23 protein-coding genes are annotated in these 26,787 nt (G+C 57.0%); 16 read left to right on the plus strand and 7 right to left on the minus strand.

The window, feature by feature from the left end; translation table 11 throughout:
* Nucleotides 1-182: 182 nt before the first annotated feature.
* Nucleotides 183-500, minus strand: a complete 318-nt coding sequence (trxA, locus tag O4G22_RS03665; protein ID WP_012419743.1) for a thioredoxin — start codon at nt 498-500, stop codon at nt 183-185.
* Between the two features lie 38 nt (nt 501-538).
* The gene (locus O4G22_RS03670; RefSeq protein WP_306702195.1) at nt 539-1,228 is read right to left on the minus strand and encodes a hypothetical protein; all 690 of its coding nucleotides are present in this window, start codon (nt 1,226-1,228) and stop codon (nt 539-541) included.
* 188 nt (nt 1,229-1,416) lie between these two features.
* On the opposite strand from O4G22_RS03670, the gene O4G22_RS03675 reads away from it, so the two are divergent.
* The 6 genes from O4G22_RS03675 to O4G22_RS03700 are packed head-to-tail and all read left to right on the plus strand — an operon-like array spanning nt 1,417 to nt 7,436.
* Nucleotides 1,417-2,097: a hypothetical protein gene (locus O4G22_RS03675; protein WP_290489505.1), complete on the plus strand. Its 681-nt coding sequence runs from the start codon at nt 1,417-1,419 to the stop codon at nt 2,095-2,097.
* A 15-nt stretch (nt 2,098-2,112) separates the two neighbouring features.
* Nucleotides 2,113-3,297, plus strand: coding sequence for an HlyD family efflux transporter periplasmic adaptor subunit (locus O4G22_RS03680; protein ID WP_295980068.1), 1,185 nt, complete (start codon nt 2,113-2,115; stop codon nt 3,295-3,297).
* Between the two features lie 19 nt (nt 3,298-3,316).
* On the plus strand, nt 3,317-4,543 hold the full coding sequence (locus tag O4G22_RS03685) for a prenyltransferase/squalene oxidase repeat-containing protein (protein WP_297404657.1): 1,227 nt from the start codon (nt 3,317-3,319) through the stop codon (nt 4,541-4,543).
* A 3-nt stretch (nt 4,544-4,546) separates the two neighbouring features.
* On the plus strand, nt 4,547-5,800 hold the full coding sequence (locus O4G22_RS03690) for a prenyltransferase/squalene oxidase repeat-containing protein (protein WP_306702196.1): 1,254 nt from the start codon (nt 4,547-4,549) through the stop codon (nt 5,798-5,800).
* Nucleotides 5,797-6,942, plus strand: coding sequence for a glycoside hydrolase family 43 protein (locus tag O4G22_RS03695; protein WP_306702197.1), 1,146 nt, complete (start codon nt 5,797-5,799; stop codon nt 6,940-6,942). Before O4G22_RS03690 ends, O4G22_RS03695 begins: the two co-directional genes overlap by 4 nt.
* A 20-nt stretch (nt 6,943-6,962) precedes the next feature.
* Nucleotides 6,963-7,436: a hypothetical protein gene (locus O4G22_RS03700; protein WP_297667561.1), complete on the plus strand. Its 474-nt coding sequence runs from the start codon at nt 6,963-6,965 to the stop codon at nt 7,434-7,436.
* Here the strand turns inward: O4G22_RS03700 and O4G22_RS03705 are convergent.
* Nucleotides 7,433-7,852 (minus strand): hypothetical protein, encoded by a 420-nt coding sequence (locus O4G22_RS03705; protein ID WP_094136761.1) that lies wholly within the window; start codon nt 7,850-7,852, stop codon nt 7,433-7,435. The genes O4G22_RS03700 and O4G22_RS03705 overlap by 4 nt on opposite strands.
* Before the next feature lie 151 nt (nt 7,853-8,003).
* On the opposite strand from O4G22_RS03705, the gene O4G22_RS03710 reads away from it, so the two are divergent.
* The 7 genes from O4G22_RS03710 (at nt 8,004) to O4G22_RS03740 (ending at nt 16,677) form a co-directional block, all read left to right on the plus strand.
* A complete protein-coding gene (locus O4G22_RS03710; protein WP_306713937.1) occupies nt 8,004-8,927 on the plus strand; it encodes a LysR substrate-binding domain-containing protein in 924 nt (307 codons plus the stop codon).
* 118 nt (nt 8,928-9,045) lie between these two features.
* Nucleotides 9,046-10,068, plus strand: a complete 1,023-nt coding sequence (locus tag O4G22_RS03715) for a YeiH family protein (protein ID WP_297404645.1) — start codon at nt 9,046-9,048, stop codon at nt 10,066-10,068.
* 377 nt (nt 10,069-10,445) lie between these two features.
* Nucleotides 10,446-11,519 (plus strand): pyridoxal-phosphate-dependent aminotransferase family protein, encoded by a 1,074-nt coding sequence (locus tag O4G22_RS03720; protein WP_306702199.1) that lies wholly within the window; start codon nt 10,446-10,448, stop codon nt 11,517-11,519.
* Between the two features lie 329 nt (nt 11,520-11,848).
* A complete protein-coding gene (locus O4G22_RS03725) occupies nt 11,849-13,102 on the plus strand; it encodes a DUF1015 domain-containing protein (protein ID WP_306702200.1) in 1,254 nt (417 codons plus the stop codon).
* Between the two features lie 19 nt (nt 13,103-13,121).
* Nucleotides 13,122-14,693, plus strand: coding sequence for a 3-phosphoglycerate dehydrogenase family protein (locus tag O4G22_RS03730; protein WP_290489488.1), 1,572 nt, complete (start codon nt 13,122-13,124; stop codon nt 14,691-14,693).
* Nucleotides 14,694-14,837: 144 nt separating this feature from the next.
* On the plus strand, nt 14,838-15,887 hold the full coding sequence (locus O4G22_RS03735; RefSeq protein WP_306713938.1) for a hypothetical protein: 1,050 nt from the start codon (nt 14,838-14,840) through the stop codon (nt 15,885-15,887).
* A gap of 106 nt (nt 15,888-15,993) precedes the next feature.
* Nucleotides 15,994-16,677: a 7-carboxy-7-deazaguanine synthase QueE gene (locus O4G22_RS03740; RefSeq protein ID WP_306702203.1), complete on the plus strand. Its 684-nt coding sequence runs from the start codon at nt 15,994-15,996 to the stop codon at nt 16,675-16,677.
* Between the two features lie 93 nt (nt 16,678-16,770).
* Here the strand turns inward: O4G22_RS03740 and rho are convergent, their stop codons facing one another.
* On the minus strand, nt 16,771-18,753 hold the full coding sequence (gene rho / locus O4G22_RS03745) for a transcription termination factor Rho (protein WP_306702204.1): 1,983 nt from the start codon (nt 18,751-18,753) through the stop codon (nt 16,771-16,773).
* A 51-nt stretch (nt 18,754-18,804) separates the two neighbouring features.
* Entirely contained in the window at nt 18,805-19,560 is a 756-nt protein-coding gene (locus tag O4G22_RS03750) for a YebC/PmpR family DNA-binding transcriptional regulator (RefSeq protein WP_290489483.1), read from the minus strand.
* A 537-nt stretch (nt 19,561-20,097) separates the two neighbouring features.
* Between O4G22_RS03750 and O4G22_RS03755 the strand changes: the two genes are divergently transcribed.
* Nucleotides 20,098-21,516 carry a cation diffusion facilitator family transporter gene (locus O4G22_RS03755; RefSeq protein WP_290489481.1) on the plus strand — a complete coding sequence of 473 codons (1,419 nt, stop codon included), beginning with the start codon at nt 20,098-20,100 and terminating at the stop codon, nt 21,514-21,516.
* A 151-nt stretch (nt 21,517-21,667) separates the two neighbouring features.
* On the opposite strand, the gene O4G22_RS03760 is transcribed toward O4G22_RS03755, so the two are convergent.
* Complete coding sequence (locus tag O4G22_RS03760; protein ID WP_290489479.1) at nt 21,668-23,413, minus strand: cation:proton antiporter; 1,746 nt, start codon at nt 23,411-23,413, stop codon at nt 21,668-21,670.
* Nucleotides 23,414-23,920: 507 nt separating this feature from the next.
* Between O4G22_RS03760 and O4G22_RS03765 the strand changes: the two genes are divergently transcribed.
* Nucleotides 23,921-24,583, plus strand: a complete 663-nt coding sequence (locus tag O4G22_RS03765) for a hypothetical protein (RefSeq protein ID WP_306702205.1) — start codon at nt 23,921-23,923, stop codon at nt 24,581-24,583.
* A 60-nt stretch (nt 24,584-24,643) separates the two neighbouring features.
* On the opposite strand, the gene queA is transcribed toward O4G22_RS03765, so the two are convergent.
* Entirely contained in the window at nt 24,644-25,633 is a 990-nt protein-coding gene (gene queA, locus O4G22_RS03770; protein ID WP_306702422.1) for a tRNA preQ1(34) S-adenosylmethionine ribosyltransferase-isomerase QueA, read from the minus strand.
* 93 nt (nt 25,634-25,726) lie between these two features.
* Here queA and floA point away from each other — a divergent pair, with 93 nt between their 5' ends.
* Entirely contained in the window at nt 25,727-26,776 is a 1,050-nt protein-coding gene (floA, locus tag O4G22_RS03775; protein ID WP_022197821.1) for a flotillin-like protein FloA, read from the plus strand.
* The last annotated feature ends 11 nt before the right edge of the window (nt 26,777-26,787 follow it).

Consider the following 26,787-nt stretch of genomic DNA (forward strand, 5'->3'; position numbering starts at 1 on the left):
ATCATGTTATTCTCCCATGATGGTTCTGCCAAGAAAAAATGAACCTTCCTCCGGCAAACTATCCCTTCTTTCCCTTTGCCCCAATTTGCCTTATTCCCATAATCCTTCCCGGTAAAAAAACCGGCCTGCCGCAGTGAATTCCGCAGCAGGCCGGCCTGAATAAATCAACCCCGGTCCAGTATTTACATGAACGGACGCAAACGCTGCATGATGGCATCCTTGGAAGAGGCGCCCACCATCGTATCCATGATTTCCCCGTCCTTGATGATCAGAAGGGTAGGAATAGTGCGCACGCCATAGGTGGCAGCCAGTCCGTTGTTGGCGTCCACATCCACTTTGCCCACCTTGATCTTGCCTGCCAATTCCGTAGAAAGCTGGTCGATAATCGGGGCGATCATGCGGCAGGGACCGCACCATGTAGCCCAGAAATCGACAAGCACAGGAATGTCGGACTTCAGAACTTCATCCTCAAAATTTGCTTCGGAAAATACGTTTGCCATAGTACCGCTTAGAGTATTTCAACAGTTATTACGTTCACTTATTCTTCCGCATCGGCGCCATCATCGGAAGGCTCGTCGGCAGAAGTTTCGGAAGAATCGTCATCCTCCATCTCTTCATCGGCCGCCGCCGCGGGGGCAGGCTTGGAGTCCCCGCCCAGCCAGCCGGTCATGCTGCGGGCTTCCAGGGTATCCGTAGCATATTGATAACCGACGAAAATAAGCGCAAAGGCAAGGGCTACAAAGGAAAGGACATTCAGCAGCGTACTGGGAGCCGCTTCCGTATCTTCCTGAAACTTCCTGGCCGTAAAGGAGGTGGAAGAAACCGGGGCGGCAGCGGGTGCGGTCTTCAGCCCGATGGTAGCCTGCGGAAGCTGGGCCGTCGCCATGCCTGCTCCGGGAGGAGTCAGGGGAACGGTAGGAGCGACAGCGGCGGGCGCAGCGCCAGCAGGCGGAACCACGGGAGCCACGGGCGCCGTGGCGGAACCGAGGGCAACCGTCTTCAAACCGCCGCCAAGCTTGATGCCTCCGCCGAGGCCGGCGGGACGAAGGGGAATGGTGGGCGCAGCAGCGGCGGGCGGAGTAGCAGGCGCAGGGGCCGGCGCGACGGCTACCGGCGGAACAGCGGGAGCGGCGGGCGCCTTGGGCACGGCAGGAGCGGCCGGCGGAGTAGGAATGCTGGGCGGAGGCGGAGTACCGCCCGGAATGGGGGGGGGAGGTGGATTACTCATATCGGAAAAATAACTGTGCTGAACGATAGCTCTCGCTTATTTCAGCCCGTAAATCAAGAAAAAGAATGCGCAAAACCTGAATTCCGCGCAATTTTTTTTAATTTGAAGCGTATTCCATCTCAAACACGCTGTCCAGACTTGCCCTGAAAAGCGTTCTTTCCTACGCTGTGTATCCGGCATTATTTCATATGAAACCCATTACCAAACTAGCTTCCTCCACGCTGCCCGACGGCTCCGTTCTCGACCTATGGGAACGGGACGGTTTCCATTTTCTTCTGCGCGACGGCGTACAAACGGCGTCCAGTTTTTCCCACGGAAGCAATGAAGCGGCGGCGGCCATGGCGGCGGCGCCGGTCAAAAGGGCCAACCAGCCTTCCTTCCTTCTCGATGGCCTTGGCCTGGGATTCACCCTGTTTGCCCTGATGGATCAGATCCGCAGGGAAAAAGCCCGCTTCATCGTGGCGGAACCCTGCAAACCGCTCCTCGACTGGCACAAGGAACTGATGGACCAGGAACGGCCCGGCTTCCTGCACGATCCCCGCGTCAGCGTGGAATTTGCCCCGGCGCTCCAGATCGCACGCAAGAATCCGAAGAGCTTCCACGCCATTCTGTCCCATTCCACGCACGAGCGCATGAATCTGAGCGTCGCCGAGGCTTCCGACTATTTTGCCGCGCTCAAGCAGGGCGGCCTGCTGGTCATCACGGTAGCGCGCCCGGACGCCCGGCTTTCCCGGACACTGCAAAAAGCGGGGTTCGAAGTAAGCACGGAAGCCGTTCCTGCCTCACATAAAGGAAAGAAAACCGCTTTTCACACCGTTATTCTTGGAAAGAAGGGCCGCTTCGTCCCCTTCTCCGCTCATCAGTCCTGATCCCATTTTATTTTTATGAACCGCACCTCCCTCACCATGGCCGGATTTCTGGCCGCCCTGTTCATGGGAATTCCCTCCCTGGCGGATTCCATTGCCCCGGGCATCCTTCTTCCCAAAAAAAATACCAAATCCATTTCCTTCTCCCCCCAGGGAAGCTCGAACATTTTCCTGCTCGGCATCATGCCGCAGGGAAGCTCCGTCAAGAAAGGGGAATCCGTAGCCCAGGCGGACTTCCGCATACTGGACAGGAGCATTGAGGATTATGAACGCGCCATTAAGAGCAAAAACCTGGAAGTGCTGAAGCTCCGGTACGCCCTGGACCAGCAGAAGGAACGTTCCGCCCTGGCCCTGCAAAAATACCAGACGGCCCTGGCCCGGACGGAAGAGGATCAAAAGGATTTCCTGGAAAAACGGAAGGCCCGCATGCTGGCGGAAGAAGAAGAACGCGTCAACAAGGCCCTGCGCCACATGTCCTACAAGCAGGAAGAACTGAACCAGCTTACCAAGATGTACAAGGACGACCAGGTGGCGGAGGAAACGGAAGAGATTATTCTGAAGCGCCTAAAAAATGAACTTGGGGAAAGCGAATTCGCCGTTCAGGGGGCCAGGCTCGTTGCGGAGCTGGCCAAACTGCGCAATATCCACCGCCTGGGGGAAGACTACGCGACGGCGGTCAGGGAAAAGCAGATGGATCTGGAACAGGCCCGGAAGCAGGCGGATGTTGACCTGGAACAGAAAAAAATAGCCCTGACGGAGGCGGAAGTGTCCCTGCGGCGCCTTCAGGACAAGTACAATGAACTGAAAGCGGACCGGGAAATGGCCTCTTTCAAGGCTCCGGAAAACGGCATCCTGCTGTACGGCGGATATGTGGCGGACAAATGGGTGGCCATCCCGGTGGCGGAAAAGCTGAAACCCGGCGGCAAACTGGAAGCCTTTGACAAAATCGCCACCATCGTTCCGCCGGATTCGGAACTGATTGTCCAGGCCACTCTTCCGGACTCCACCGCTACGCCCAAGGTGGGGGAACCCGTCGTCATCAAAATAACGAACATGCAGATTCCCGGCATTATTACGGAAGCCAGCCCCATTCCGGGAGCAGACGGCAAGCGCCGGATTATCATCACGCCCAAGGTTCCCGCCAGCCAGATTTTCGCGCCCGGACTTCCCGTCCAGGTGACCATCAAGGACCAGCAGACCTGATTTCCCTTAACGGATACTCATGAATAAAGCCGTCCTTTTCCTTGCCGCTCTTGGAGCCAGTACGGCGCTCTGCGCTCCTGTCCCGGCGAAAAAAACGGAAAAAAGAGATACCATTCCCATTGCCAGGGTTCCGGACGTTCCGCCTCCCTCCCGGGAAACGCTGGACGCTTCTATCCGGAAGGCGGCTGACTTTCTGTTGAAGGAACAGAACAGGGATGGTTCCTGGGGAAACCATACGCGCACCAAGGGCCTGAACGTTCTCTGCCCCTATCCGGAAGGCCCCAGGTCGTTCAGAGCGGCTTCCACCTCCCTGTGCGTCATCGGCCTCCTGACCAGCCCCCTGAAAGAAGACCCCGCCGTCAAGGCAGCCCTGGACAAAGCGGTGCAATACCTGCTGACCACGCTGCCCACCCTGAAACGGGGAGACACCCGTACCGTGCTTGGCGTATGGGGCCACGCCTACGGCCTTTCCGCCCTGAGCCGGGCGGCGCTAAACCTTCCCGCGGATGCCCCTCTGCGCGAAGAACTCAAAAAGACAGCCTCCCTTCAAATCAACGCGCTGGACCAGATGGCGGACGTCCAGGGCGGCTGGGGCTATTACACATTTAAAACTTTTTCCAAACGCCCCATTGGGGAACCCACGTCCTTCCTGACGGCCACCGTCCTGCTTGCCTACAAGGACGCGGAACTGGCCTTCGGCCTCAAGCCGGAAAACCGCGTCGTCAAACGCGCCGTCGCCTGTCTGGAAAAGCTGAGGACGCCCGCCGGCAGCTACGTTTATTCCCTTTCCCATTCCTTCTATCCCGGCAGGCCCATCAACCGCCACACCGGTAGCCTGGCCCGAACCCCCGCCGGGGATCTGGCCCTGATGCGGTATGACCCGTCCTTTATTTCCAGGAGGCAGCTGGAAGACGGCCTGGAACGCATCTGGAGCCGCGGCGGCTGGCTTTCTCTGGCCGTCAAGAAACCCATTCCCCATGAAAGCTTTGCCCAGAACGCAGGCTATTTCTTCTATTACGGGTATTATTACGCCGCCCGCTGCCTGGAGGAAGTGGCGCCGGAACATCTGGCGCGCCATGCGGCCCATCTGGCAAGCGACCTCCTGCCCATGCAGGAAAAAGACGGGTCCTGGTGGGACTACCCCCTGTACAACTACCATCAATTCTACGGCACCGGATACGCCCTGTATGCCGTCTCCCGCGTCAGGGAATCCCTGTATCCCTCCGATACTGCAACAACTTCATGACCCATGTTCCGCCTGCTGACGACCAGTTTTTTCGCCGCCTTGTGCCTGCATCTTTCCGCAGCGCAGGGGGAATCCGCGCCGGAGGAAAAGGCGGATGTCATTCCGATTGCCAAAACCCCGGATATCCCCCCCGCGAAACCCGGACAATTTGACAGGGCATTCCGCCGCGGCGTGGATTTCCTGCTGAAAACGCAAAATAAGGACGGCTCCTGGGGCGACCACCGGGTAATCGGCACCTGGAACATCCTCTGCCCCTACCCGGACGGGCCGCTCACTTTCAAAACGGCCAGCACCGCCCTGTGCATTGCAGGGCTCAACGCCAGCCCCCTGCATCATGAACCCGCCGTGCAGGAAGCCATGACCCGTGCGGAAGACTACCTCATCCGCACAATGCCCCATCTGAAACGCGGCGACGCCCTGTGCGTCTACAACACCTGGGCGCATACCTATGTGCTGGACGCCATGAGCATGAGGGCCGCAAGACTGGCCCCGGACAGCCTGCGCTACCGGGAATTGAAGGAATGCGCCCGCTCCCAGGTGAAAAAACTCAATGATCTGGCTTCCGCCATGGGGGGCTGGGGCTACCTCACTTATTCCGGCTTCAGCAAACGCCCCGCGGCCCAGCCCACCTCTTTTCTGACGGGAACCGTCCTCATCTCCGCCTGGATGGCAGGAAAATCATTCGGCCTTTCCCTTGACGACAAAATATTCGCCCGCGCGCTGAAATTTCTTAAATCCCAGAGAACGCCCGCGGGGACCTACGTTTATTCCCTTTCCCATGCCTTCTATCCCGGCAGGCCCATCAACCGCCATACCGGCAGCCTGGCCCGCACGCCCGCCTGCGATTACGCCATCAGGCTCTGGGAACCGGAGGGCATCTCCCTGCGCCAGCTTGTGGACGGCCTGGACCGCCTGTGGAGCCGCAGGGGATGGCTGACGATGGCCCTGCACAAACCCACTCCCCACGAGAGTTTCGCCCAGAATTCCGGCTATTTTTTCTATTACGGATACTATTATTCGGGAATGTGCCTGGGCATGCTGGCTCCAAACCAGGCAAAACGGCACGCGTCCCTATTGGCCAACGATATCCTCACCCGCCAGGGAACAGACGGGGCGTGGTGGGACTACCCCCTGTACAATTACCATAAATTCTACGGCACCGGATATGCCCTGTACGCTCTTTCCCGCGCCTGGGACAGGCTGTACGGACAACCGGAACCGCTTCCAGCCTCTGTTTCCACACTATCCCGGCCATGACAAACACCATGAAATCGCTTCTGGCGCTCTGCCTGTTTTGCAGCGCGTCTTCCGTCTCCACCGCGGAAACTCCGGTTAAACACACCTCCTTCAGGCCCAGGGAAATCTGGACGGACAACAACGGCGCGCACATCAACGCCCACGGCGGCGGCATCCTGTACGACAAAGGCACCTATTACTGGTATGGAGAGCACAAGGTGGAGGGGGACGCGGGAAACTATGCCCAGGTGGGGGTTCACTGCTATTCCTCCAAAGACCTCTATAACTGGAAGGACGAAGGAATCGCCCTGAAGGTGGCGGAAGGGGACAATTCCCACCCCATCGCCAGGGGCTGCATCCTGGAACGCCCCAAAGTGGTTTACAACAGGAAGACCGGAAAGTATGTGATGTGGTTCCATCTGGAACTCAAGGGGAAAGGATACGGTTCCGCTTACGCCGGGGTGGCAACGGCCGCAACACCCACGGGGCCATTCAAGTTCCTGAAGGCCGGGCGCGTCAATCCGGGCAAATGGCCCCTGAACATGGATCAAAAGAACCAAACCATGGAGACGTTCAAGGGAGTCCCCGGCCTGACTTCCAGCGCGCTGCCCGAAGGCGTACGTTCCGAGGATATGTTCAAGAAGGACTTTGAAAAAGGACAGATGAGCCGGGACATGACCATCTTTGTGGACGACGACGGCAAAGCCTACCACATCTATTCTTCCGAAGAAAACAGCACCACCCACATTGCGGAGCTGACGCCGGACTACACGGGGCATACGGGAAAATTCGTCCGGGTATTTCCCGGACGCTTCATGGAAGCTCCCGCCATCTTCAAACACAAGGGCAAATATTATTTCATCGCCTCCGGATGCACGGGCTGGGCTCCCAACGCCGCCCGCAGCGCCATGGCCAGAAACATCACCGGCCCATGGACGGAACTGAAAAATCCCTGCGTGGGGCCCAGGGCCGGCATCACGTTCGGCGGCCAGAGCGCCTTCATCCTGCCCGTGCAGGGCAAACCCGGCAAATTCATCTTCATGGCGGACATCTGGCGGCCCAAAAACGCCATTGACGGCCGCTATATGTGGCTTCCCATCCAGTTTGACGGAGACCAGATCAAACTGGAATGGAAGGACGAATGGACGCTGGATGACCTGTAAATTCACCTCTTCCCCCTTCCATGCGGAATACGGTTTATTGTTTCCATCTTCTTGCCGGAAGGCAGAAGCGAAGCTTTCTGTATGCCTTGTGCTCCGCTCTCCTTGTCGCGGCAGTCTGGCTGTTTCATCCGGAATGGCCTTTCTGGGCGGGTTATATTGCCTGGGCGCTCGCTTACGCGGCAACGCTGATTGTCCAACACACCGTCCCCCTTCCCATCCGCTGCCCGCACTGCGGAAACGCCGGGCTTCACTCCGCCCAGCAAACTCCGGAAGAACAAAGCAAGCCGGATACGGGAATCATGCTGGAATGCCGGGGCTGCGGTTCCACCTTTTACACGGACGCCTATTTGCCCTGGCCGGGAAAAATTATCCGCCGGCGTCCCATTTCCCCGGAAGAATGGGAAGAAAAGTCTGTCCGTAAACAAGCCGGGCCCGCTTCCTCCGAAGAGGAAAGCAGGCCGGAAAGGTCTTTCGCCAACGGAGGAAAAATCTAACGGGCTTTTTTGGAAGCCATCACATAATTCCTCATGCGCTGGTCTGCGGGGGTGGTGGGGCGCACGCTGGTAACCCAGTTGCCGTCTTTATCCTTCTTCTTGATTTCCGTTCTGTCGCGGTACAATTTCGCGGAGAAATCGCTGGAATCAAGAACAACCGGACCCGGGCCTTGCGCGGCGATGGGAGCGGGCGGCACCTCCGCAACCACCGTCATCGGCGCGGCAAGGGAATTATACCAGTACACCAGTTCCTGCTGGCCGACAGGGTTGTCCGGATAAGGGGCATAAGCTCCGTTGTTGGTGGAAACCTTCACATAGGCCGGTTCCGGAAATGTGGTTTGATAGGAAGAAGGGGAACAGGCCCCCAATAACAAAAGGCCGGCTCCGCCGGCAATAATCATGGAATGCAGTTTCATATAAACGTTGGACTCTTTTCCGCCCGCGGCCGTTCAGAGGATGTACGGCTCCGGCCTATTACGGGCAGTCACGGGCCTCACGCTTTAGCGCCCTGTCCAGCGCCGCATACTATCATACGGAGGAAAGGAGCTTGCCGTCCCCCCTGGAGGCATGGTTGAATATTATTTTCTCTCCATGATTACGGATTTCCGGCTGAAAGTGTTTGAAACCGTCGCACGGCGCCTGAATTTTACCCGCGCGGCGGAAGAATTGTTCATCACGCAGCCAGCCGTCACCCGGCATATCAAGGAACTGGAACGCCTGCTGGACGCCCGTCTGTTCAAAAGGGAGGGACGGGGGATTGCCCTGACGGCGGAAGGGGCGCGCCTGCTGGCCCATTCCCGCCGCATCCTTAAGGAATATGAAACGCTGGCGGAAGAAATATCCTTTGGCCGGGATGCCCCTGTTTCCGGAGAATTGAGCCTGGGAGCCAGCTCCACCATGTCCCAGTATGTGCTGCCTCCGCTGCTGGCCCTGTTCAACCGCCATTACCCGGAAATACGCATATGGCTGAAAAGCGGCAATACGGAAGAAATAGAACAGGCCGTTCAGGACGAATCCGTGCAGCTTGGCATTGTGGAGGGCACGGCAACGCGTGCGGACCTGCATTACCAGCCATTTATGGAGGACGAGATTATTCTGGCGGGCAGCATGCAGGCCGCTGTGCCCAGTGAAGGGCTTTCCCTCACGCAGCTCTCCCATGTTCCCCTGATTATGCGTGAACCGGGGTCCGGCACGCGCCGGGTGGTGGAGGAGGCGTTGAAAAAACACGGAATCTCCGTTTCCGACCTCCATATTCTGATGACGCTGGGCAATACGGAAAGCATTAAAATGTACCTGGAGCATTCTACGGCGTGCTCTTTTCTTTCTTCCCTTGCCGCCCGGGGAGAATTCAAACGCGGGAATTTGAAGAAAATACATCTTCGCCACCTGGAAATCCGCCGCACCTTCCACTTCGTCTCAGGACATGGAGACCATAGCAGAATCAATGAACTGTTCATCAAGTTCTGCCGCCATTACTATAACAAAATCTAATTGGCTATAATATTTTTTAATTAGATTTAATGATAATTGCGTCGTATATCATTCAGCAGCCGCCCCGGTACGCTCCCGGCCAGGTACCACGGGCGGACGTAACCATCACTCACCGATCATGTCTCCCAAACATCTAGCCAATCCCCTCCACGGCATCCTGCTTATTGTTCTGTTTTCCTTTTCCGCGTTTTACATTGCGGACTTTGAATGGGTGAAGCATCTTTCCCTCAGCCCGCTGATCGTCGGCATCGTGCTGGGGATGCTTTACGCCAACAGTCTGCGCAACCACCTTCCGGAAACATGGGTTCCCGGCATTCAGTTCTGCACCAAGCAGGTTCTGAGAACGGGCATTGTCCTGTACGGGTTCAAACTGACTTTTCAAAGCGTCATCGACATCGGCGGCTCCGCCCTGGCGCTCGACCTTATTGTGGTCACTCTCACCATTCTTCTGGGAGCCGGGCTGGGACGCCTGCTGAAAATGGACAGGGACACGGCCCTGCTGACTTCCATCGGCAGTTCCATTTGCGGGGCCGCAGCTGTCCTGGGAGCGGAACCCGTCGTCAAAAGCAAACCTTACAAAGCCGCTGTGGCCGTTTCCACCGTGGTCATCTTCGGCACGCTCTCCATGTTTCTGTATCCAGCCCTGCACCGGGCCGGAATACTGGATCTGACGCCGGAACAAATGGGGCTTTTTACCGGAGCCACCCTTCATGAAGTGGCGCATGTGGTGGGCGCCGGCAACGCCATGGGGCAGGCTATTTCCGATCCGGCCATTATCGTCAAGATGATCCGGGTGATGATGCTGGCCCCGGTGCTGGTCGTCCTGAGCATTGTCCTGGCCCGGAGGGACTCCTCTTCCGGCGCAAACGGGGAAAAACGGAACATTACCATTCCCTGGTTCGCCTTCCTGTTTCTCGCCGTCATTGGCTTCAATTCCCTGCACCTGCTGCCTGCCGGACTTGTAGACGCCATCAACGCCCTGGACACATTCCTGCTGACCATGGCGATGACGGCCCTGGGCGCGGAATCCAGCTTTGAGAAGTTTAAGAAAGCCGGAGCGCGGCCTTTCCTGCTTGCAGGCTTCCTGTATATCTGGCTTTTCTTTGGAGGCTACTGGCTGGTCAAGCTGATCAGCTTCTAAACTCCAAAACACTCCTTCTGAGGAAAGGGAGCAGGACCCCCGCCTTCCCTTTCCGAACGGGAAAAAGCCGTCTCGCCGGCAGGACGTGAAAACCGTTTCAGCGCAGGTTCACCGTACCGCTCCATCCCGGTTCCCTGCCAGAAAATCCGGTTGAAAAGAATCAACGAAGGAACCATGCCGCCAGGAATGAGGGAACATGCGATGCGCCGCATGCTGCCCGCATCACTCCCGACTGGCCGTCCGGACCGCCCCATACAGACATCCCCTCTTTACTTTCTCCGCTGCTGCTGCGGATTTTCCCGGCAAGACTCAACAAAAATTCATAGTCAAACCGTTTGGAGACGCTTATAGTATGCGTACCCAGTTCTTAAAAACAAATGGCAACCAAATTATTCATTCCCGGACCCACTGAAGTAGCACCTGAAGTACTTGCCGCCATGAGCGGCCCGATGATGGGGCACCGATCCAAAGCGGCCTCCGCCCTGCAGCGCCGCATTTCCAACAATCTGCGCCGCATCCTGCTGACGGAACAGGAAATTCTGCTTTCCACTTCCTCCGGGACGGGCCTGATGGAAGGCGCCGTGCGTTCCTGCACCGCCAAACGCGCCGCCATTTTTTCCGTGGGCGCCTTCGGCGACAAATGGTACAAGATCGCCACGGGCAACGGCGTTCCCTCCGATATTTTCAAGAGCGAACTGGGGCAGCCCACCACCTCGGAAATGGTGGACGCCGCCCTCTCCACCGGCAAATACGACACCATTTGCATCACGCACAATGAGACGTCCACCGGCATCCAGAACCCGGTGGAGGAAATTGCGGAAGTGCTTAAAAAATACCCGGATGTCGTGTGGTGCATGGATGCCGTGAGTTCCGCCGCCGGCTCCCGGATTGAAACGGACAAGCTGGGCGTGGACGTACTGGTAACTTCCACCCAGAAGGCGCTTGCCCTGCCCCCCGGCATGGCTGTCTGCACGCTGTCCCAAAAAGCGTACGAACGCACCGCCTCCGTTCCCAACCGCGGCTGTTACTTTGACCTGCGTTCCATTTACGACACCATCCAGAAGAAGGACTACCAGTACACGAACACCCCCTGCGTCTCCATCATGTACGCCATGGACCTCCAGCTCCAGCGCATCATGCAGGAAGGCGTGGAAAACCGCTTCGCGCGTCATGAAGCCATGGCGGAATTCGTGCGCTCCTGGGCGGATGAATATTTCAGCGTCTTCGCCAACCGGGACCACCTTTCCCGCACCCTGACGGTGATCAGCAACACGAGGGACATCGACATCGCCGCCCTGAACAACGCCCTGATCGAACGCGGCATGCAGCTCGGCAACGGTTACGGGGACTTGAAGAACAAAACGTTCCGCATTGCCCACATGGGTGAACTGACGATGGATGACATGCGCTCCATCACATCCAACATCGTGGATATCCTGAAACTCAAATAAGCGGGTATCCTTTCCTCTTTTCCGGCTCCGTCCGGAAAAGAGGGAAGAACGCCTCCGCCGGAACATAAACGGAACCATCGCCGGGAACAGGAGACTTCGCGAACATCCCAGAGTTTGTTCATCTTTGGTCTCTTCCGCATCCCGGCGGCATTCAGCATCGTCCAAGCCTTCAATCAGGCAGGAGCTTTCCGGGGCAACCGGTTCTTTCAGGATTCCATTTCACGTTATTTGCTGCTGTTCATTGCGGCATGCATTTTGGCCGGGCTTGTTTGCAGCATTCGTGCGCTATATCATCCTCCCCATTACTGACTTTCCGAACTTCTCCTACCATGTCCATTCTCCATCCCTTCCCCGCCCTGCGCCCTCCCCGGGAACTGGCCGCGCGGGTCTCCTCCCTCCCCTATGATGTCATGAACCACCGGGAGGCCAAGGAAATGGCCGCCGGAAACGACGCCTCCTTCCTCCATATCTGCCGTTCCGACATCGACACGGGCGAAGCCGCCATTCATGCCCCGGAAACCTACGCCAAAGCCAGGGAAAACCTGGAAAGGTTCGTCCGCGAAGGTTACCTCCTCCGGGATGAACGGCCGTCTTTCTACATCTACCGCCAAATCATGTGGGGGCGCGTACAGACGGGCATCGTCGGCTGCGCCTCCGTGGATGAATACGCCAGCGGCGCCATTAAAAAGCACGAACTGACCCGCAGGGAAAAGGAACTTGACCGGATCGAGCACTTTGACGCCTGTTCCGCTCAGACGGAACCGGTATTCCTGGCCTACCGCAAACATGAGGGTCTTTCCGCCATCATCCGGGAATGGATTAAATTCCACAAACCCGAATATGATTTTACCACGGAGGACGGCGTCACCCATATCCTGTGGCCCGTTTCCGAACCCGGCACGGTGGAAGACATCCGCAAAAGCTTTGAAGAAGTGGACGCCCTTTACATTGCGGACGGGCACCACCGCACGGCTTCCAGCGCCGCCGTTTCCGCCAGACGCCGCCAGGAACACCCGGACTACACGGGGCAGGAAGAATTCAATTACCTGATGGCTGTCGTCTTCTGTGATGAAGACCTTTTCATCATGGACTACAACCGCGTCGTGCGCGACCTGAACGGCCTGACTGAAGAGGAATTCATGGAAAAACTCCGTGCCTCCTTTGACGTAAATCCTGTGGATGCCATTCCCGGAGAAGGCTATGCCCCCCGCGCCAAACACGAATTCGGCATGTACCTGAATGGACGCTGGTATTCCGTCACGGCCAAACCGGGAACCTTCCCGTCCGACCATCCTATCGAAAGCCTGGACTGCGCCATTCTCCAGGCGAATATGCTGGCTCCCATTCTGGGCATTGATGATCCGCGCACGAGCGACCGCATCGACTTCGTAGGAGGAATCCGCGGCCTGGGAGAACTGGAACGCCGCTGTTCCGGAGAAATGGCGCTCGCCTTCTCCCTGTACCCCGTCACCATGGCCGACCTTTTCCGCGTAGCGGACGCCGGGGAAATCATGCCTCCCAAATCCACCTGGTTTGAACCCAAGCTTCGCAGTGGTCTTTTCATCCATACCATTGAACAATAATCTCTTTCACCGCACCAACATGAACAAGGTCCTTATTCCCACCAAACTCTCCGACGTAGCGGCCAACACGCTTAAAACGGCCGGCTATGAAGTCATCCAGGACGCTGATACGCCTCTGGAAAAACAGGTAGCCGCCCATCCGGATGCCGTGGCTCTGATCGTCCGCAGCGAAAAAGTCACTCCGGAAATCATGGACGCCCTTCCTTCCCTGAAGCTGGTCGTCCGCGCCGGAGCCGGTTACGACAACATCGACATTGTGTACGCCCGTAAAAAAAACGTGGATGTCATGAATACCCCCGGAGCCAATTCCAATGCCGTGGCGGAAGAGGTCATGGCCATGATTCTGGCCTACTACCGCCACATCGTCCAGGCGGACGCCACCACCCGGGAAGGCCTGTGGGAAAAGAAAAAATACATGGGCAGCGAGCTGACCAAAAAGACGGTGGGCATCATCGGCCTGGGCAACATCGGCCGCAACCTCGTCAAGCGCCTTCAGGGATTTGAACCCATTCTGCTGGGCTACGACCACTTTCTGGCACGCCAGCGCGCCCTGAACATCGGCGTCACCCCCACCAGCATTGAAGATATCTTCTCCCAGTGCGACATTATTACCCTGCACGTTCCGGGCGGTCCCTCCACCCACCACATGGTGAACGCGGAACTCATCGGCAAAATGAAAGACGGCGCAGTGCTCATCAACTGCTCCCGCTACGGCGTGGTGGATGAAGAGGCGCTGGCCGCCGCCAAGGCCGCAGGCAAAAACATCGGCTACCTGACGGACGTCCACCCCAAGGACGCGCCCGGAGAGAAGCCTTCCGCCCCCATTGCGGACCTGATTCTTCCCCACCTGGGAGCCAACACCCGGGAGGCCAATACGAAAGCGGCCAAACGCGCCGCGGAACAGATGATCGCCTACTTTTCCGACGGCGACACCTCCTGCGTGGTGAACGGGGAATCCCCCAGCGGCCTCAATCCGGCCCATCTTCAACTGGCGTTCCTGCTCGCCTCCCTGGCGCGCAAGGCCGGCGGCAACAAGCCCATCCGCCGCGTGGAATGCACCTTTTACGGCAACCTGCGCATTTTCCGCAAATGGTTTACGGCCCCCATTCTGGAAGGCCTTCTGCCGCATGCGGAAAAAGGGCTCATGCCTGCCGCCGCGGAAGAATCCCTGCGGGAGCACGGCATCGTTTTCAAAGCGCGGGAACCCAAAGACGACAAACCTTATGAAGATTCCATCACGCTGGACGTGGCCATGGAAGAGGAAGAGGAATATTTCCACACCAGCGTGCGCGGCGTGGTGACGGAAGGCATCCCCATGATCTCCCGCCTGAACAATTTCAACGGATTGTACGCGGACCTGCGCGGCACGACATTATGCCTGCGCTACAAGGACCGTCCGGGTGTTATCGCTCGCATCGGCTCCGCCCTGTCTTCCCATGGAATCAACATTGACAACATCGCCGCCCCGGCCGACCACGCCACCAGGGAGGCCCTGACCGTGATCAAGACGAACCAGCCGGTTTCCGATGAGCTGCTGGATAAAATCGCGAAAGAGATAGATGCTATCTCCGCGTTCTCCCTGAATCTTTAACAGGGAAAAACGCGTTTCCGGAAACCTGCTTTCCAGACAGCCCGCTTCCTCCATCTCCGGAGGGAAGCGGGCAATTCTTATTGATGCCACATTGACAGGGCTCACCCATTTTTATACCGTTATCCGAATCGCCGGAACATGTTCATGCGTTACGTACTGCTTCTCCTGACCCTGTTAACCGCCGGATTTTCCGTCTGGTATTATCAACACCGCATTTCCCCGGAAGGAAAGGAACTGGCCGCCCAAAAAACTGCCCTGGAACAGAAGGCCGCAATATTGGAAAAAGCCGTTATCCAATCCCGAAAAAAACTGGATGCTGCCCAGGAAGCCTCCCGGGCGGCGGAAGAAGACATAGAAAAATTCCAGCAAGCTTATCTCGAACAAAAAAGGCAGCAGCATCAGGAAATCCAGGAGGCCGCCTACCAGAAAAGCGTGGCGGACCAGCAGGAAGAAGTGAAGGAACACGACCAGAAAATTGACCGGCTGCGCCGCCGCATGAAAAGGCAAAGGGAAAGCGCCAGATCCGCCAGGGAGGAGCTGCTCCGGAAGAGGGAAGGAATGAGAAACCAGCTTGACAGGCTGACCGACCAGCAGAGGAGCATTCAGACGGAACTGGAACAGGCGGAACGCGAACTGGCCCAAAAACGGGAAGAGGCCAAAAGCAGGAAAAAATTGTCCGGGACTGCCCCCCAGAAGGGGAATATCTCTAAACTTCAGGCACAAATGAACCTTATCCGCCAGAAAACCGCAGCTGCTAAGGAAAAAATGAGGGCCGCAGATGCTGCGCTGGAAACTCTGGAAGAGAAATCAGGCAAACAGGAACGCCTGATGCAGAAAGCGGAGGAAAAACTCACCGAACAGAAAAACAAGGTTCTGACGGACGATGGCTGGGACGAACCTGCCGTCCCGGAACCGGGCGACGAAGACTTGCTGGCTGCGGCCGAATACAGGGAACTGTCCAGAGACGTGCGGAAAACTCTGCAACAGGCCCGTGAAAAAGAAGAACAGGCATCCCGGGCCTATGACGAAGCCCGCGCGGCCATGCGGAAAGCCTCCAGGGAAGAAGTGAACAAGCTGGCAAAGAAGGAAAAAGACCATGCCTCCTTTCAAAAGCTGTTCACGGGCGCAGCCTCCGTCGCGGGATTCATCCTGCTCCTGTTCACGGGTGCGGCCTTCCGCAGCAGCAACAGTTGAACGCGCGCCGGAAAATAAAATGCGCGGAGAAAAAAGAAGCCCTCGCCTTCCTGCAGGGAGCCGTTGACGGGAGACGGGGATATGATAGTCTCAGGCCAGCCCGATCATGCTCACACTGGCCCAGATTCACGGACAACCGGAAATTTTTCATTCCATCCAGGGGGAAGGAGTCTCCCAGGGAACACCCTGCGTTTTCCTGCGCCTGGCGGGCTGCAATCTGGCCTGTTCCTGGTGTGACACAGCGTATTCCTGGAACGGAACGGCTCCCGTAGTGCGGCTCACGCCTGAAAAAGCGGCAGAGCTGGTGCTCCATTATCCCTGCCGCCGCCTGGTCCTGACCGGAGGGGAACCGCTTATTCAGCAAAAAGCGCTTCCCGCCCTGCTGCGCCTGCTGCCGGAGCATGCCGTGGAGATGGAAACCAACGGAACCATTATGCCGGATACGGCGCTGTTGAAACGCGTCACGCAATTCAACGTGTCTCCCAAACTGCCCCATTCAGGCAATAATGCCGTTAAAACGTGGAAACCGGATATCCTGCGCCGTCTGGCGGGTACGGAAAAAGCCTGGTTCAAATTCGTCGTGGCGTGTGAGGACGATGTCAGAGCCGTTCTGCGGCAGGCTTCCGAAACAGGCATCCCCCCGGAACGAATTCTGATCATGCCCCTGGCCTCCACACGGGATGAATTGGACGCCATGCGTGCGCAGGCGGTGGAATGGTGCCTCCGCTACAGTCTTCGTTTTTCAGACCGTCTGCACATCGCCATCTGGGACAGCAAAAAGGGCGTTTGAAGACGCGCCTGATTCAATCGGGAAAGACCATGCTTCCCGCTTTTCCGAACGGAATTCCGCAAGCCTCCCAAAGCTCCGCGTCATTTGGGAAGCTTACGCTTTCTGTTTCAAATCCAGCAGCATCTGGGCATTGCTGGGGTACTTGTTCAGGAAGAACAGGAAACGCTCCATGGCTTCTACAGGTTTATGCCCGGCTAAAGCGCGGCGGATCAGGTTCATCTTGTACAGCCATGCTTCCGGCATAATCAACTCTTCCCTCCGCGTTCCCGATTTCAGAATATCCACGGCCGGGAAGATATATTGCTCCGCAATGCGGCGGTTCAGCACCAGTTCCATATTGCCCGTCCCCTTGAATTCCTGGAAAATCAGGTCATCCATGCGGCTGTTGGTTTCCACCAGGGCGGTGGCAATAATCGTCAGGGAACCGGCCTGGCGCGTATTGCGGGCGGCGGCAAAAAGGCGCCGGGGCATTTCCAGAGCGCGGGCGTCAATACCGCCGGACATCGTGCGGCCGCTTCCCTTGTCAGCGTTATTGTAGGCGCGGGCCAGGCGCGTAATGGAATCCATCAGCAGGAAGACATGCTGTCCCGCCTCTACAAGCCGCTTGGCGCGTTCAATGCAAAGTTCCGCCATGCGGCAGTGATCGCGCACCCTTCCATCATTGGAAGAGGCGTACACTTCGGCTCCGGGGAGGGAACGTTTGAACTCCGTCACTTCTTCCGGACGTTCGTCCACCAGAAGCACCATCAGGTGAATGGAATCCCTGTAATTCTCCAGAATGGCTTCCGCCATGTGCTGGAGCAGCGTCGTCTTCCCTGCGCGGGGCGGAGAAACAATCAGACCGCGCTGGCCGCGCCCGATTGGAGCAATCAGATCCAATGTGCGGGTGGTATAGCGCTCCGGCCGGGTTTCAAAGGAAATGCGCTTGTTAGGATTGACCGCCTTGAGTTCTTCAAAGTGCGGGTTTTTGCGCGCCTTTTCCGGAGCGACCCCGTTAACGGAGGCAATTTCCGTCAGAAGAATGCCGCGGTCATGGCGGCAGGCCTGCCCATGCACCCACACGGCAGGGCGCAAACCGAACTTGCGGATCATATCCTGCGGCACATAGACGGCTTCCGCAAAAGCGTCAAAATCATTATCCGGCTTCCTTAAAAAGCCGAACCCCTTATTCGTAATTTCCAGCAGCCCGTCCACCGGTTCCGGCGGAGCCAGCTCACGGGGGGCGCTGTTCTGAGGGGTTCCGCCCTCCTGGTGATTATTATTCCAACGGTTTTTAACCCGGTCATTGCCGTTTCTGCCATTGCGGCCATCCTGGCGGTTATTCCGGTTTTTGTTGAAACGGTCGTTGTTATTCCGGCGGTTCTGCCTGTCAAAACGCTGCCTTTGAGGCTCATTCGTCCGGCGCGGTTCCCGGGCGGCATCTTCGGAAAAATCCGCCGCACCTTCCTGCACCACCTTGATGGACGGAGCGGAAGCATCCGCCTCCGGCTCCTGTTCCCTTGGTTTCCTCACAAATCTCTGGCGAATAACCTTCGGTCTGCCTTCCGCGGGCTGCTCCGGAACAGAATCGGAAGAATCGGAAGCCGGCTCGGCAGGAGCTACATGGGCGGCCATTTCCGCCTCGGGGCCTGCCGAAGCGCCTTTCTCCGGCGCAACAGCCTTGACAGCACGCCTGCGCACCGGTTTGACGGGGGCCTCCGTCCCGGAGACGACCGGAGAACCGTCAGTTTCCGAGACCTCCTCCACAGGCTTCTTGCGCGGGCGTCCGCGCCGGGGCCTGGCAGGGGCATCCTGCGCCTCTTCCACCGGGATTTCAGCACTGTTTTTACGGGCAGTCTTCTTCCTTGGCACATCAACACTTTCCACCCCGCCATCCGCCAATTCAGCGGCCTTCTTCCTTACCGCCCGCTTGCGGGGCGCCGGGGAAGAATCCTGTTCCGTCCCGGGCGCTTCCGCAACGGATTGGGACTTTGCCGGAGCTTCCGCCGCAGACCTGGCTTTGCGGACAATGCGTTTTTTAGGCGCCGGCTCCGGAGAAACCTGTTCCGGAGTCAAATCTGGGGGGGTATCAGACATGGAAAAGAAAATTGAACTGCAACAACAGGCGTCTTCTGAAAGACAACAGCGTTAATCAAGCTGCTCAAGGATTTCTTCCGCCACATCGAAATTGGAGAAGACATTCAGCGCGTCATCATAGTCGTCCAGCGCTTCATACAGGCGCAGGGCGGCTTTCGCCGTTTCCAGATCATTAATCACGGAAGCATTCTGCGCCACGGAAATCAGCTTCATGGAAATCACCGTATGTCCGGCTTCCCGCAGGGCGGCGCACACGTTATTCAACTCCGTTGGGCTCGTAACAAACACCCATTCATTGTCGGAATCACCCTGTTCCACATCATCCGCGCCGCATTCCAGCGCCAGATCCATTGCGGAATCCTCCGTAAGGCCTTCCGCCATAATGCGGGCCTCTCCCTTGCGTTCAAACTGGTAAGCCACGGAACCGGGGGTGCCGATGCTGCCTCCGTTTTTGGTGAACAGGGTGCGCAGCTCGGAAGCGGAACGGTTCGTGTTGTCCGTTGCCACTTCAATCAGGAAAGCCGTACCAGAGGGGCCGTAGCCTTCATAAGTAATCTCCTGGATAGTAGCTCCCCCCAGTTCCCCGGTGCCCTTCTTGATGGCGCGTTCGATATTTTCCTTGGGGGTGGACACGGCCTTGGCCCCGTCAATGGCGGCGCGCAGGCGCGGATTCAGATCAGGATCTCCGCCGCCGCTCTTGGCAGCCAGCATGATTTCATGGGCAAAGCGGGCAAAAACCTTACCCTTCTTGGCATCTTCCTTAGCCTTAACGTACTTGATCTTAGACCATTTATTATGTCCTGACATAGAATTGGGAATAATAGTAAGTGTAGGTGAAAAGAGAAAAACTAACAAGTGGAACTGTTCTTCAACCCGGGCAACACATTGTCATTTGCAAATACCACGCAGGAAGGGAATCAGGGTGCGGCCATCCGTAAATACGCTACAGGTACCGGATACTCTGCCGGGGAACATGCCGCGTGCTCTCAGGAGCTCCGGCTACCGCTTGGCAGTCACTCTCAACACACGCAAAATAACGTATTCCCCAGCATTGGCAATACTTTTTTAGGTCACGGCGACCGGCTGCTTTCAGAACTATCTCCTTCTGCCTTCAATGAATTTTTAATATATTTTGATTATTTAAAATAATAACTGCTATTTTTTTAATAGTGGAAATAAAAAAATATATCCGCGCAGCAGGCTCTTATTATGCCGTCCTGCCCCGATGATGAAGGGGGTGATTCCGTCATGGGTCAGAGCCTAAGTTTTAACGCCGCCTCTGTTATCATTGACTAAGAAAGGGAGGCGGGCTTAGATGTGCTCTTCTTTCTTTTCCCCTGTCTTATGGAACAAGCAGCGCACCAGGAAAAATCACATGCGGCCCTTTCCTCCGTCCTGTGGTCCGCCTTTTTGACGGTCATCAAGCTCTGGGCCGGCATTGTAACCGGCAGCCTCGGCATTATTTCCGAGGCGCTGCACAGCGGGTTGGACCTGATGGCGGCGGCCATGACTTTTTACGCCGTAAAAGTGGCGTCCCGCCCTGCGGATGAAAGCCACCCCTACGGGCACGAGAAGGTGGAGAATCTGTCCGCCCTGGCTGAAACAGCCCTCCTTTTAGTCACTTGCGCCTGGATTGTCTGGGAGGCCGTGGACCGGCTGTTTTACAACGAGACGGAGATTACCCTCACCTGGTGGGCTTTTGCCGTCGTGGCCGTTTCCCTGCTGGTGGACGTGAACCGTTCCGCCATGCTCCGCCGGGTAGCCAAAAAGCACAAGAGCCAGGCCCTGGAAGCGGATGCACTTCATTTCACCACGGACATCTGGTCTTCCGCAGTCGTGCTCCTGGGTCTTTTCTGCATATGGCTGTCTCATCTGATTCCCGCAGAATCAGCTTGGCACGGCCTGCTGGAGAAGGCGGACGCCATTGCGGCCCTGTTTGTGGCGGCTCTGGTTTGTTCCGTGGCTTTCGGCCTTGCCAAACGCTCCATTCACGCCCTGATGGACGGAGGTTCTTCCTCCCTGACGCAGCAGGTGCTGGACGCCATGAAAAAGAATGCCCCGGATTATCCGGTCAAACGCATCCGCCTGCGCGACGGCGGCGCGCGCATCTTCGTAGAGCTGGACGTAGAAGCGCCTGCGGAACTGCACGTGGACGACGCCCATGACGTGGCGGAATCCATTGAAAACATTGTAAAGCATGAATTGCCGGAAGCGGATGTCATCGTTCATATCGAACCGGCGCGGGGGAATCCTTCCCATATGGAACCGGATATGATTATCCACCGGCTGGCCTTGCGCCACCACGTCCGCATTCACGGTTTTTATGCAAGCCACGGCAAACATGCCCCCTGTTATTTCATGGATGTGGAAATTCCTGCGGATTGGCCTCTGGAACGCGGTTACCAGGTGGTGGAGGCTTTCAGGAATTCCGTTCTGCATGAGCTCAAGCCGGAGAAAGTAATTTGCCGCATTGAACCGGATTGCCGCGACATGGAAACAAACGCCATTACGGAACAAGTTTCTCCGGAGGAAGTATGCCTGAAGGTAAATCTCATTCTCCAGCAGCACGGGAACATCCGCAAGGTTCTCAAGCTGGACCTGACTAGGGAGGACAATTTCCCGACCTTGATCTGCGTATGTTCCGTGGATGCCGCCCTGACTATTAGGAAATGCCACCAGATCGCCTCACAGCTGGAAAACCAGATAGAAAACGCACTGCACCACCTGGGACGCGTTACCGTCATTCTTAAACCGTCCAAATAGAACAGCAGTGGAATGACTGTTACCGGATTCCCGTAAAAACATATTCCGAATCCGGAGGAAGGCGGGTTCAGCAAACGCTGCCGGCATGCGGAAGGAGCACGGGAGCGCTCCGGGCATGGACGTCTCCGCCCGAACAAAGCGGAGCCAACAGTTATGAATGACCCGCAACGGAAACTCCGAGCCTTTCCCTGTCCAGCTCCGCACGAATGCGCAGGCGCTCGGAAACGATCTGTTCGTCGTCCGCGCCGCCTTCCCGCAGGAAATATTCCGCCATGGACAGGGCAACTTCCGATTCCGAGGAAAAAACCTGGGAAGCGCCGGCTTCCTTCAGAATATCCACATCCCTCATGTACTTGGTATGAATCATCACATCAATATGAGGGTTGAGATCCAGAGCCACGCCTACTATTTCCTTGGCATTCGGAATGGAAGCGGAGAGAATCAGGCTTTCCGCATATTCAATGCCCGCATGGCGCAGAATTTCCCGCTGGCTGGCATCCCCGTAAACAATGTCCCCTCCCTGTTCCCGTATAGCGGTAACCGTGTCTATGTTCATTTCCACGATGACGACTTCCACCCCGTTGTCATTCAGTATCCTTTTAAGGATGCGCCCCGTGGGGCCAAACCCTACCAGCACTACGCGCCGCGCATCCGTTGACGGGAGCGCCAGGCTGTTCACGCCTCCCAGGTCCGCAAGGCCGACGCCGCGCTTTTGCAGCCATTTGACTGCAGGCCCAATCTGCCGGTACAGGATGGGATTTAAGGAAATGGAGACAACCGCCGCCAGAATGATGGCCTGATTGGCATCCGGAGGCAGGATGTTGTACATGAGGCCTATTCCGGCGAGAATGAAGGAAAATTCACCCACTTGCGCCAGGGCCACGGATACGCTCAGCGCCAGCGGCACCGGCCGTCTCAGACAGCGGACAACCACATAAGCCGCCAGCGGCTTGCCGATCATCACCACCCCCAACGTTGCCAAGGCCAGAGGCCAGCAATCCCCCACGGACATCGGGTCAAACATCATCCCCACGGAAACAAAGAAGAGAACCGCAAAAGCATCCCTCATCAACATGGCTTCCGCCGCCGCGCGCGCGCAGAAGTCCGACTGCCCTACAACCATCCCCGCCAAAAACGCCCCCAAAACCATGGAAGCGCCAAAAAATTCCGCGGAGCATACCGCCACGCCCAGCGCAATGACCAGCACAGCCAGCGTAAACAAGTCGCGCGCGCCCGTCCGCGCCACGTACCGCAGCACCAGCGGAATGACTTTTTTCCCGGCAAACAGCGTCAGGGCCACCAGCAGCGCCAGCTTAACGAACATCCAGCCAAGCCCGGAAAGAATGCCGCCCCAGTCTCCGGCGCCGCTCTGGCGCGCTTCCATCACGGCGGGGATAAGAACCAGAAGCAGAATGGTAAACAGGTCTTCCACCACCAGCCATCCCAAGGCCACATGACCGCCGGGCGTATGGAGGTTCTGGTTGTCTTCCAGCACCCGCGTCAGCACCACGGTACTCGCCACGGAAATCGCCATGCCAAACACCAGCCCGGAAATCGTGGACCATCCGAACATCCACCCGACCAGCACACCCAGCACGGTAGCCACGGATATCTGGACAACCGCTCCCGGCACGGCCACTTTTTGCACGGCAATCAAATCCTTCAAATGGAAATGGAGCCCCACCCCGAACATCAGCAGAATAACGCCCAGCTCCGCGAATTGTTCCACCGTGTGGGAATCCGCAACAAATCCCGGCGAGTACGGACCAACCACCACTCCGGCCAGCAGATAGCCCACCAGCGGGGATAAATGCAGTTTTCTGGCAATAAGGCCGAAAAGAAGGGCAGCGGTCAATCCGCCGACAAAAGTGAGAATGAGACTGAAATCGTGATCCATACGCGCGTGACAGGGATAAGGGGTATCTTTAACCGTCGAGTCGTTTTTACGCTATCGCGTTTTATTTGCCCTCACAAGAACGCATTACGCCGCATGGAAATGCAGTCGCACTTTTTACATGAAAAAATGACCCCGGCAAATTTTCACCATATTCTATTTGCGACCGCTCCCAATTGCATTTTCCCACACGGGATTCCTATCAAACGTGTTCATAAATTTTCGTCCTGTTCACCCTCGTGAATCTGTCGGGCCATTGTCCTGCACTGGAGGCCGGACAAACGGCCATGCATCGCCATCGGAAACCTTTACATCCCGTTTCCGGATAACGGAAATGATCCGGCGGCCCGGAAAAAATCAAACCAGGAACGGCGGCCGGCCAGATGCCTTCGTTCTTGTATTCGGATATGCTCTACGCCCGCATGACGGAATTGGGAAGAATTTGCAAAATTATATCTGGATTTTCCATGAATTAATTTATTTTATATTGGAAATAATTGTTTTTAATCTATGCCTGAAGATGCCATATTCAAGGAGCTGTGGAACCTTCTCAAGAAGGAAATGGCCATAGGAGACGCCCCACTCCAGCAAAAACTGGAACAGTTCATTTTCCGCCAATACGGCCGGGCGGTCCTGGCGCATTATATCAAAGCCCTTTCAGCCCTGGAACTCAGCCGCCATTTCTACCTGCGGTTCCGCAGGAGGAGCCGTTCCGTCACGGAGCCCATTCTCTACTGGACCGTGCTTGCGGAAACAACCATCCACATGACGCTGGAAGGGGTAAAAGACATGCACCCCTTCATCTCCCTTCCGGCATGCGCCGGCGCACCCTTCCAGCTCGACATGTTGAAAGACTGCTACCTTCTTTATTTGAGGGACCGGGAATATCCCTGCTGGCCGCGGGCCTCCCGCAGAAGACGCATCATCCGGAATAAATGGAACGCTCCGGAGCTGGAAGCCTCCTATTTCCCCCGGTTGTGCCGGAACAGCACGGACCGCCATTATGCCAACATGATGCATATTCTGCTGGAAGAAATACTGCATGCCTTGATTACCCTCCGCCAACTCAGGAACCACGGAAGGAGCCTGCTGGAATTCAGAAGAAGACAGCACCCCCATTCTTCTCCGGGCGGCGTTCCGCCGCCATCCCTCCGTCCGCAGCGCCCTTCGTAAAACAGGCTTTAACAAACATCCGCACTTTTTCCAAAAGATATTTGAAAAACCGCCGGGATGTTACAGAATCAGCATGCAGTCTCCGTAGGAAAAAAATCTGTACCGTTCCCGGATAGCTTCCAGATAGGCTTTCATGATCAGTTCCTTGCCCGCGAAAGCGCTGACAAGCATCAGCAGCGTGCTCTGCGGCAAATGGAAATTCGTGATCAGGGCGTCCACCACCTTGTAGTTGTAGGGAGGATAGATGAAGATGTTCGTTGAACCGGCGCACTCCCTCAACGGCAGACCCTCTGCCGCCGCCACATGTTCCAGCACCCGCACGCTGGTGGTGCCCACGGCAATGACCCTTCTGGCGTTATTGACCGCCCGGGCGGCGGCTTCAGGAAGAAAAAAATGCTCCGTGTGCATCTGATGGTCTTCAATCCTGTCCGCCTTGACGGGACGGAATGTTCCCACGCCCACATGCAGGGTCAAAAAATCATGAGGGACGGACGCCAGCAGCTCCGGCGTGAAATGCAGCCCGGCCGTAGGGGCGGCAATGGCCCCTTCATGTCTGGCGTAAACGGTCTGATAACGCTCCTTGTCGGAGGGGTCGCTTTCCCGGTTCATGTAATGGGGAAGAGCCAGGCGGCCGTATTTTTCCTCATCCACTTCCCGGTCAAACCGGATGAGGCGGTATCCCTCCCCATCAATGTCTTCCACGATGCCTACCGCCTCCCCGATGGCAACCGTACGCCCGAGCTTCATTTTGCGGCCGGGACGCACCATGCACTTCCATAAGAGGGGATTAAGCGCCTCTGCGCGCACTACTTCAATGGAACCGTCGTTGGAAAAATATCTTGCCGGAACCACCCTGGTGTCATTCAGGATAAAATGATCCCCTTCCCGCACATACTCCGGCAAATCGCAAAAATGCCTGTGCTCAATCATGCCCGTATCCCGATGAATGACCATCATCCGGGACGCGGCGCGATCCGGAAGGGGACGGTCCGCTATCAGTTCTTCCGGCAGCGGATAATCAAAATCAATGGTGCGCACGGCCAAGTGCATTGCCACGAATCCACTGAAAGGTCAATACCTTTAACCGCAGGTAACACAATTATATCTTTACCCCGCTTCGGCTCATATGGTATGGAAGGACACATGAACAACTTGCTGTCAGCAAACATTTCCAACGCGACCGCCTGGGGAACAATTCTGGTCGTCGTCCTCGTCATCTTTCTGGTCATTTTCTTCGCCATCATCGCCAAATTCTTCAAAACATGGCTGCGCGCCCGTCTGGCAAAAGCGCCCGTCTCCATGAGCAACATGCTGGGGATGTGGCTCCGGAAAGTGCCCTACCCTCTGGTGGTGGACACCCGCATTACGGCCGCCAAAGCAGGTCTGGACATCAGTACGGATGAACTGGAAGCCCATTTTCTGGCCGGCGGTGACATTGTGGACTGCGTGCTCGCCCTGATTGCGGCGGAGAAGGCCGGCATCCCGCTGAGCTACGACCGCGCCTGCGCCATTGACTTGGCCGTGAAGGGCACCTCCAAAACCGTGCTGGAAGCCGTGCGCACCTCCATTAATCCCCGGGTCATCGACTGCCCGAATCCCAGCTCCGGCCAAACGCGCCTGACGGCGGTGGCCCGTGACGGCATCGCGGTGGCGGTGCGCGCCCGCGTAACGGTGCGCACCAACCTGGATCTCTTCGTAGGGGGCGCCACGGAAGAAACGGTAGTCGCCCGCGTTGGGGAAGGCATCGTTTCCGCCGTAGGTTCCGCCCCCTCCTACAAGGATGTTCTGGAAAAGCCGGAAGTGATCTCCCGCACCGTAAGCGACAAGGGGGTGGATGCCGCCACGGCGTTTGAAGTGCTTTCCATTGATATTGCGGATGTGGACGTAGCCGGCAACGTGGGCGCACGCCTCCAGGCCGAGCAGGCGGAAGCGGACAAACAAATCGCCCAGGCCAAAGCGGAAGTCCGCCGCGCCGCCGCCGTAGCCACGGAACAGGAAATGGCTGCAAAAACGCAGGAAATGCGCGCCAAGGTGGTGGAAGCGGAAGCACAGATTCCCATGGCCATGGCGGAAGCTTTCCGCAACGGCAATCTGGGAGTGCTGGACTACGCCCGTTACCAAAATGTGGTGGCTGATACTAAAATGAGAGATTCCATCGCCCAACCGGATACTTCCCCCTCTTCCATCAAATAAATTCCCCGGCT

This window comes from Akkermansia muciniphila, from assembly GCF_030848305.1.
GTDB classification, from domain to species: domain Bacteria; phylum Verrucomicrobiota; class Verrucomicrobiia; order Verrucomicrobiales; family Akkermansiaceae; genus Akkermansia; species Akkermansia muciniphila_A.

Coding starts and splice junctions, on each gene's coding strand:
- O4G22_RS03670 (WP_306702195.1), bottom strand. CDS start 1,228: ATGAGTAATCCACCTCCCCCCCCCATTCCGGGCGGTACTCCGCCTCCG.
- O4G22_RS03760 (WP_290489479.1), bottom strand. CDS start 23,413: ATGGATCACGATTTCAGTCTCATTCTCACTTTTGTCGGCGGATTGACC.
- O4G22_RS03725 (WP_306702200.1), top strand. CDS start 11,849: ATGTCCATTCTCCATCCCTTCCCCGCCCTGCGCCCTCCCCGGGAACTG.
- O4G22_RS03755 (WP_290489481.1), top strand. CDS start 20,098: ATGGAACAAGCAGCGCACCAGGAAAAATCACATGCGGCCCTTTCCTCC.
- rho (WP_306702204.1), bottom strand. CDS start 18,753: ATGTCTGATACCCCCCCAGATTTGACTCCGGAACAGGTTTCTCCGGAG.
- O4G22_RS03735 (WP_306713938.1), top strand. CDS start 14,838: ATGCGTTACGTACTGCTTCTCCTGACCCTGTTAACCGCCGGATTTTCC.
- O4G22_RS03765 (WP_306702205.1), top strand. CDS start 23,921: ATGCCTGAAGATGCCATATTCAAGGAGCTGTGGAACCTTCTCAAGAAG.
- floA (WP_022197821.1), top strand. CDS start 25,727: ATGAACAACTTGCTGTCAGCAAACATTTCCAACGCGACCGCCTGGGGA.
- O4G22_RS03720 (WP_306702199.1), top strand. CDS start 10,446: ATGGCAACCAAATTATTCATTCCCGGACCCACTGAAGTAGCACCTGAA.
- O4G22_RS03685 (WP_297404657.1), top strand. CDS start 3,317: ATGAATAAAGCCGTCCTTTTCCTTGCCGCTCTTGGAGCCAGTACGGCG.
- queA (WP_306702422.1), bottom strand. CDS start 25,633: ATGCACTTGGCCGTGCGCACCATTGATTTTGATTATCCGCTGCCGGAA.
- O4G22_RS03700 (WP_297667561.1), top strand. CDS start 6,963: ATGCGGAATACGGTTTATTGTTTCCATCTTCTTGCCGGAAGGCAGAAG.
- O4G22_RS03710 (WP_306713937.1), top strand. CDS start 8,004: ATGGTTGAATATTATTTTCTCTCCATGATTACGGATTTCCGGCTGAAA.
- O4G22_RS03705 (WP_094136761.1), bottom strand. CDS start 7,852: ATGAAACTGCATTCCATGATTATTGCCGGCGGAGCCGGCCTTTTGTTA.
- O4G22_RS03715 (WP_297404645.1), top strand. CDS start 9,046: ATGTCTCCCAAACATCTAGCCAATCCCCTCCACGGCATCCTGCTTATT.
- O4G22_RS03695 (WP_306702197.1), top strand. CDS start 5,797: ATGACAAACACCATGAAATCGCTTCTGGCGCTCTGCCTGTTTTGCAGC.
- O4G22_RS03675 (WP_290489505.1), top strand. CDS start 1,417: ATGAAACCCATTACCAAACTAGCTTCCTCCACGCTGCCCGACGGCTCC.
- O4G22_RS03750 (WP_290489483.1), bottom strand. CDS start 19,560: ATGTCAGGACATAATAAATGGTCTAAGATCAAGTACGTTAAGGCTAAG.
- O4G22_RS03730 (WP_290489488.1), top strand. CDS start 13,122: ATGAACAAGGTCCTTATTCCCACCAAACTCTCCGACGTAGCGGCCAAC.
- trxA (WP_012419743.1), bottom strand. CDS start 500: ATGGCAAACGTATTTTCCGAAGCAAATTTTGAGGATGAAGTTCTGAAG.
- O4G22_RS03740 (WP_306702203.1), top strand. CDS start 15,994: ATGCTCACACTGGCCCAGATTCACGGACAACCGGAAATTTTTCATTCC.
- O4G22_RS03690 (WP_306702196.1), top strand. CDS start 4,547: ATGTTCCGCCTGCTGACGACCAGTTTTTTCGCCGCCTTGTGCCTGCAT.
- O4G22_RS03680 (WP_295980068.1), top strand. CDS start 2,113: ATGAACCGCACCTCCCTCACCATGGCCGGATTTCTGGCCGCCCTGTTC.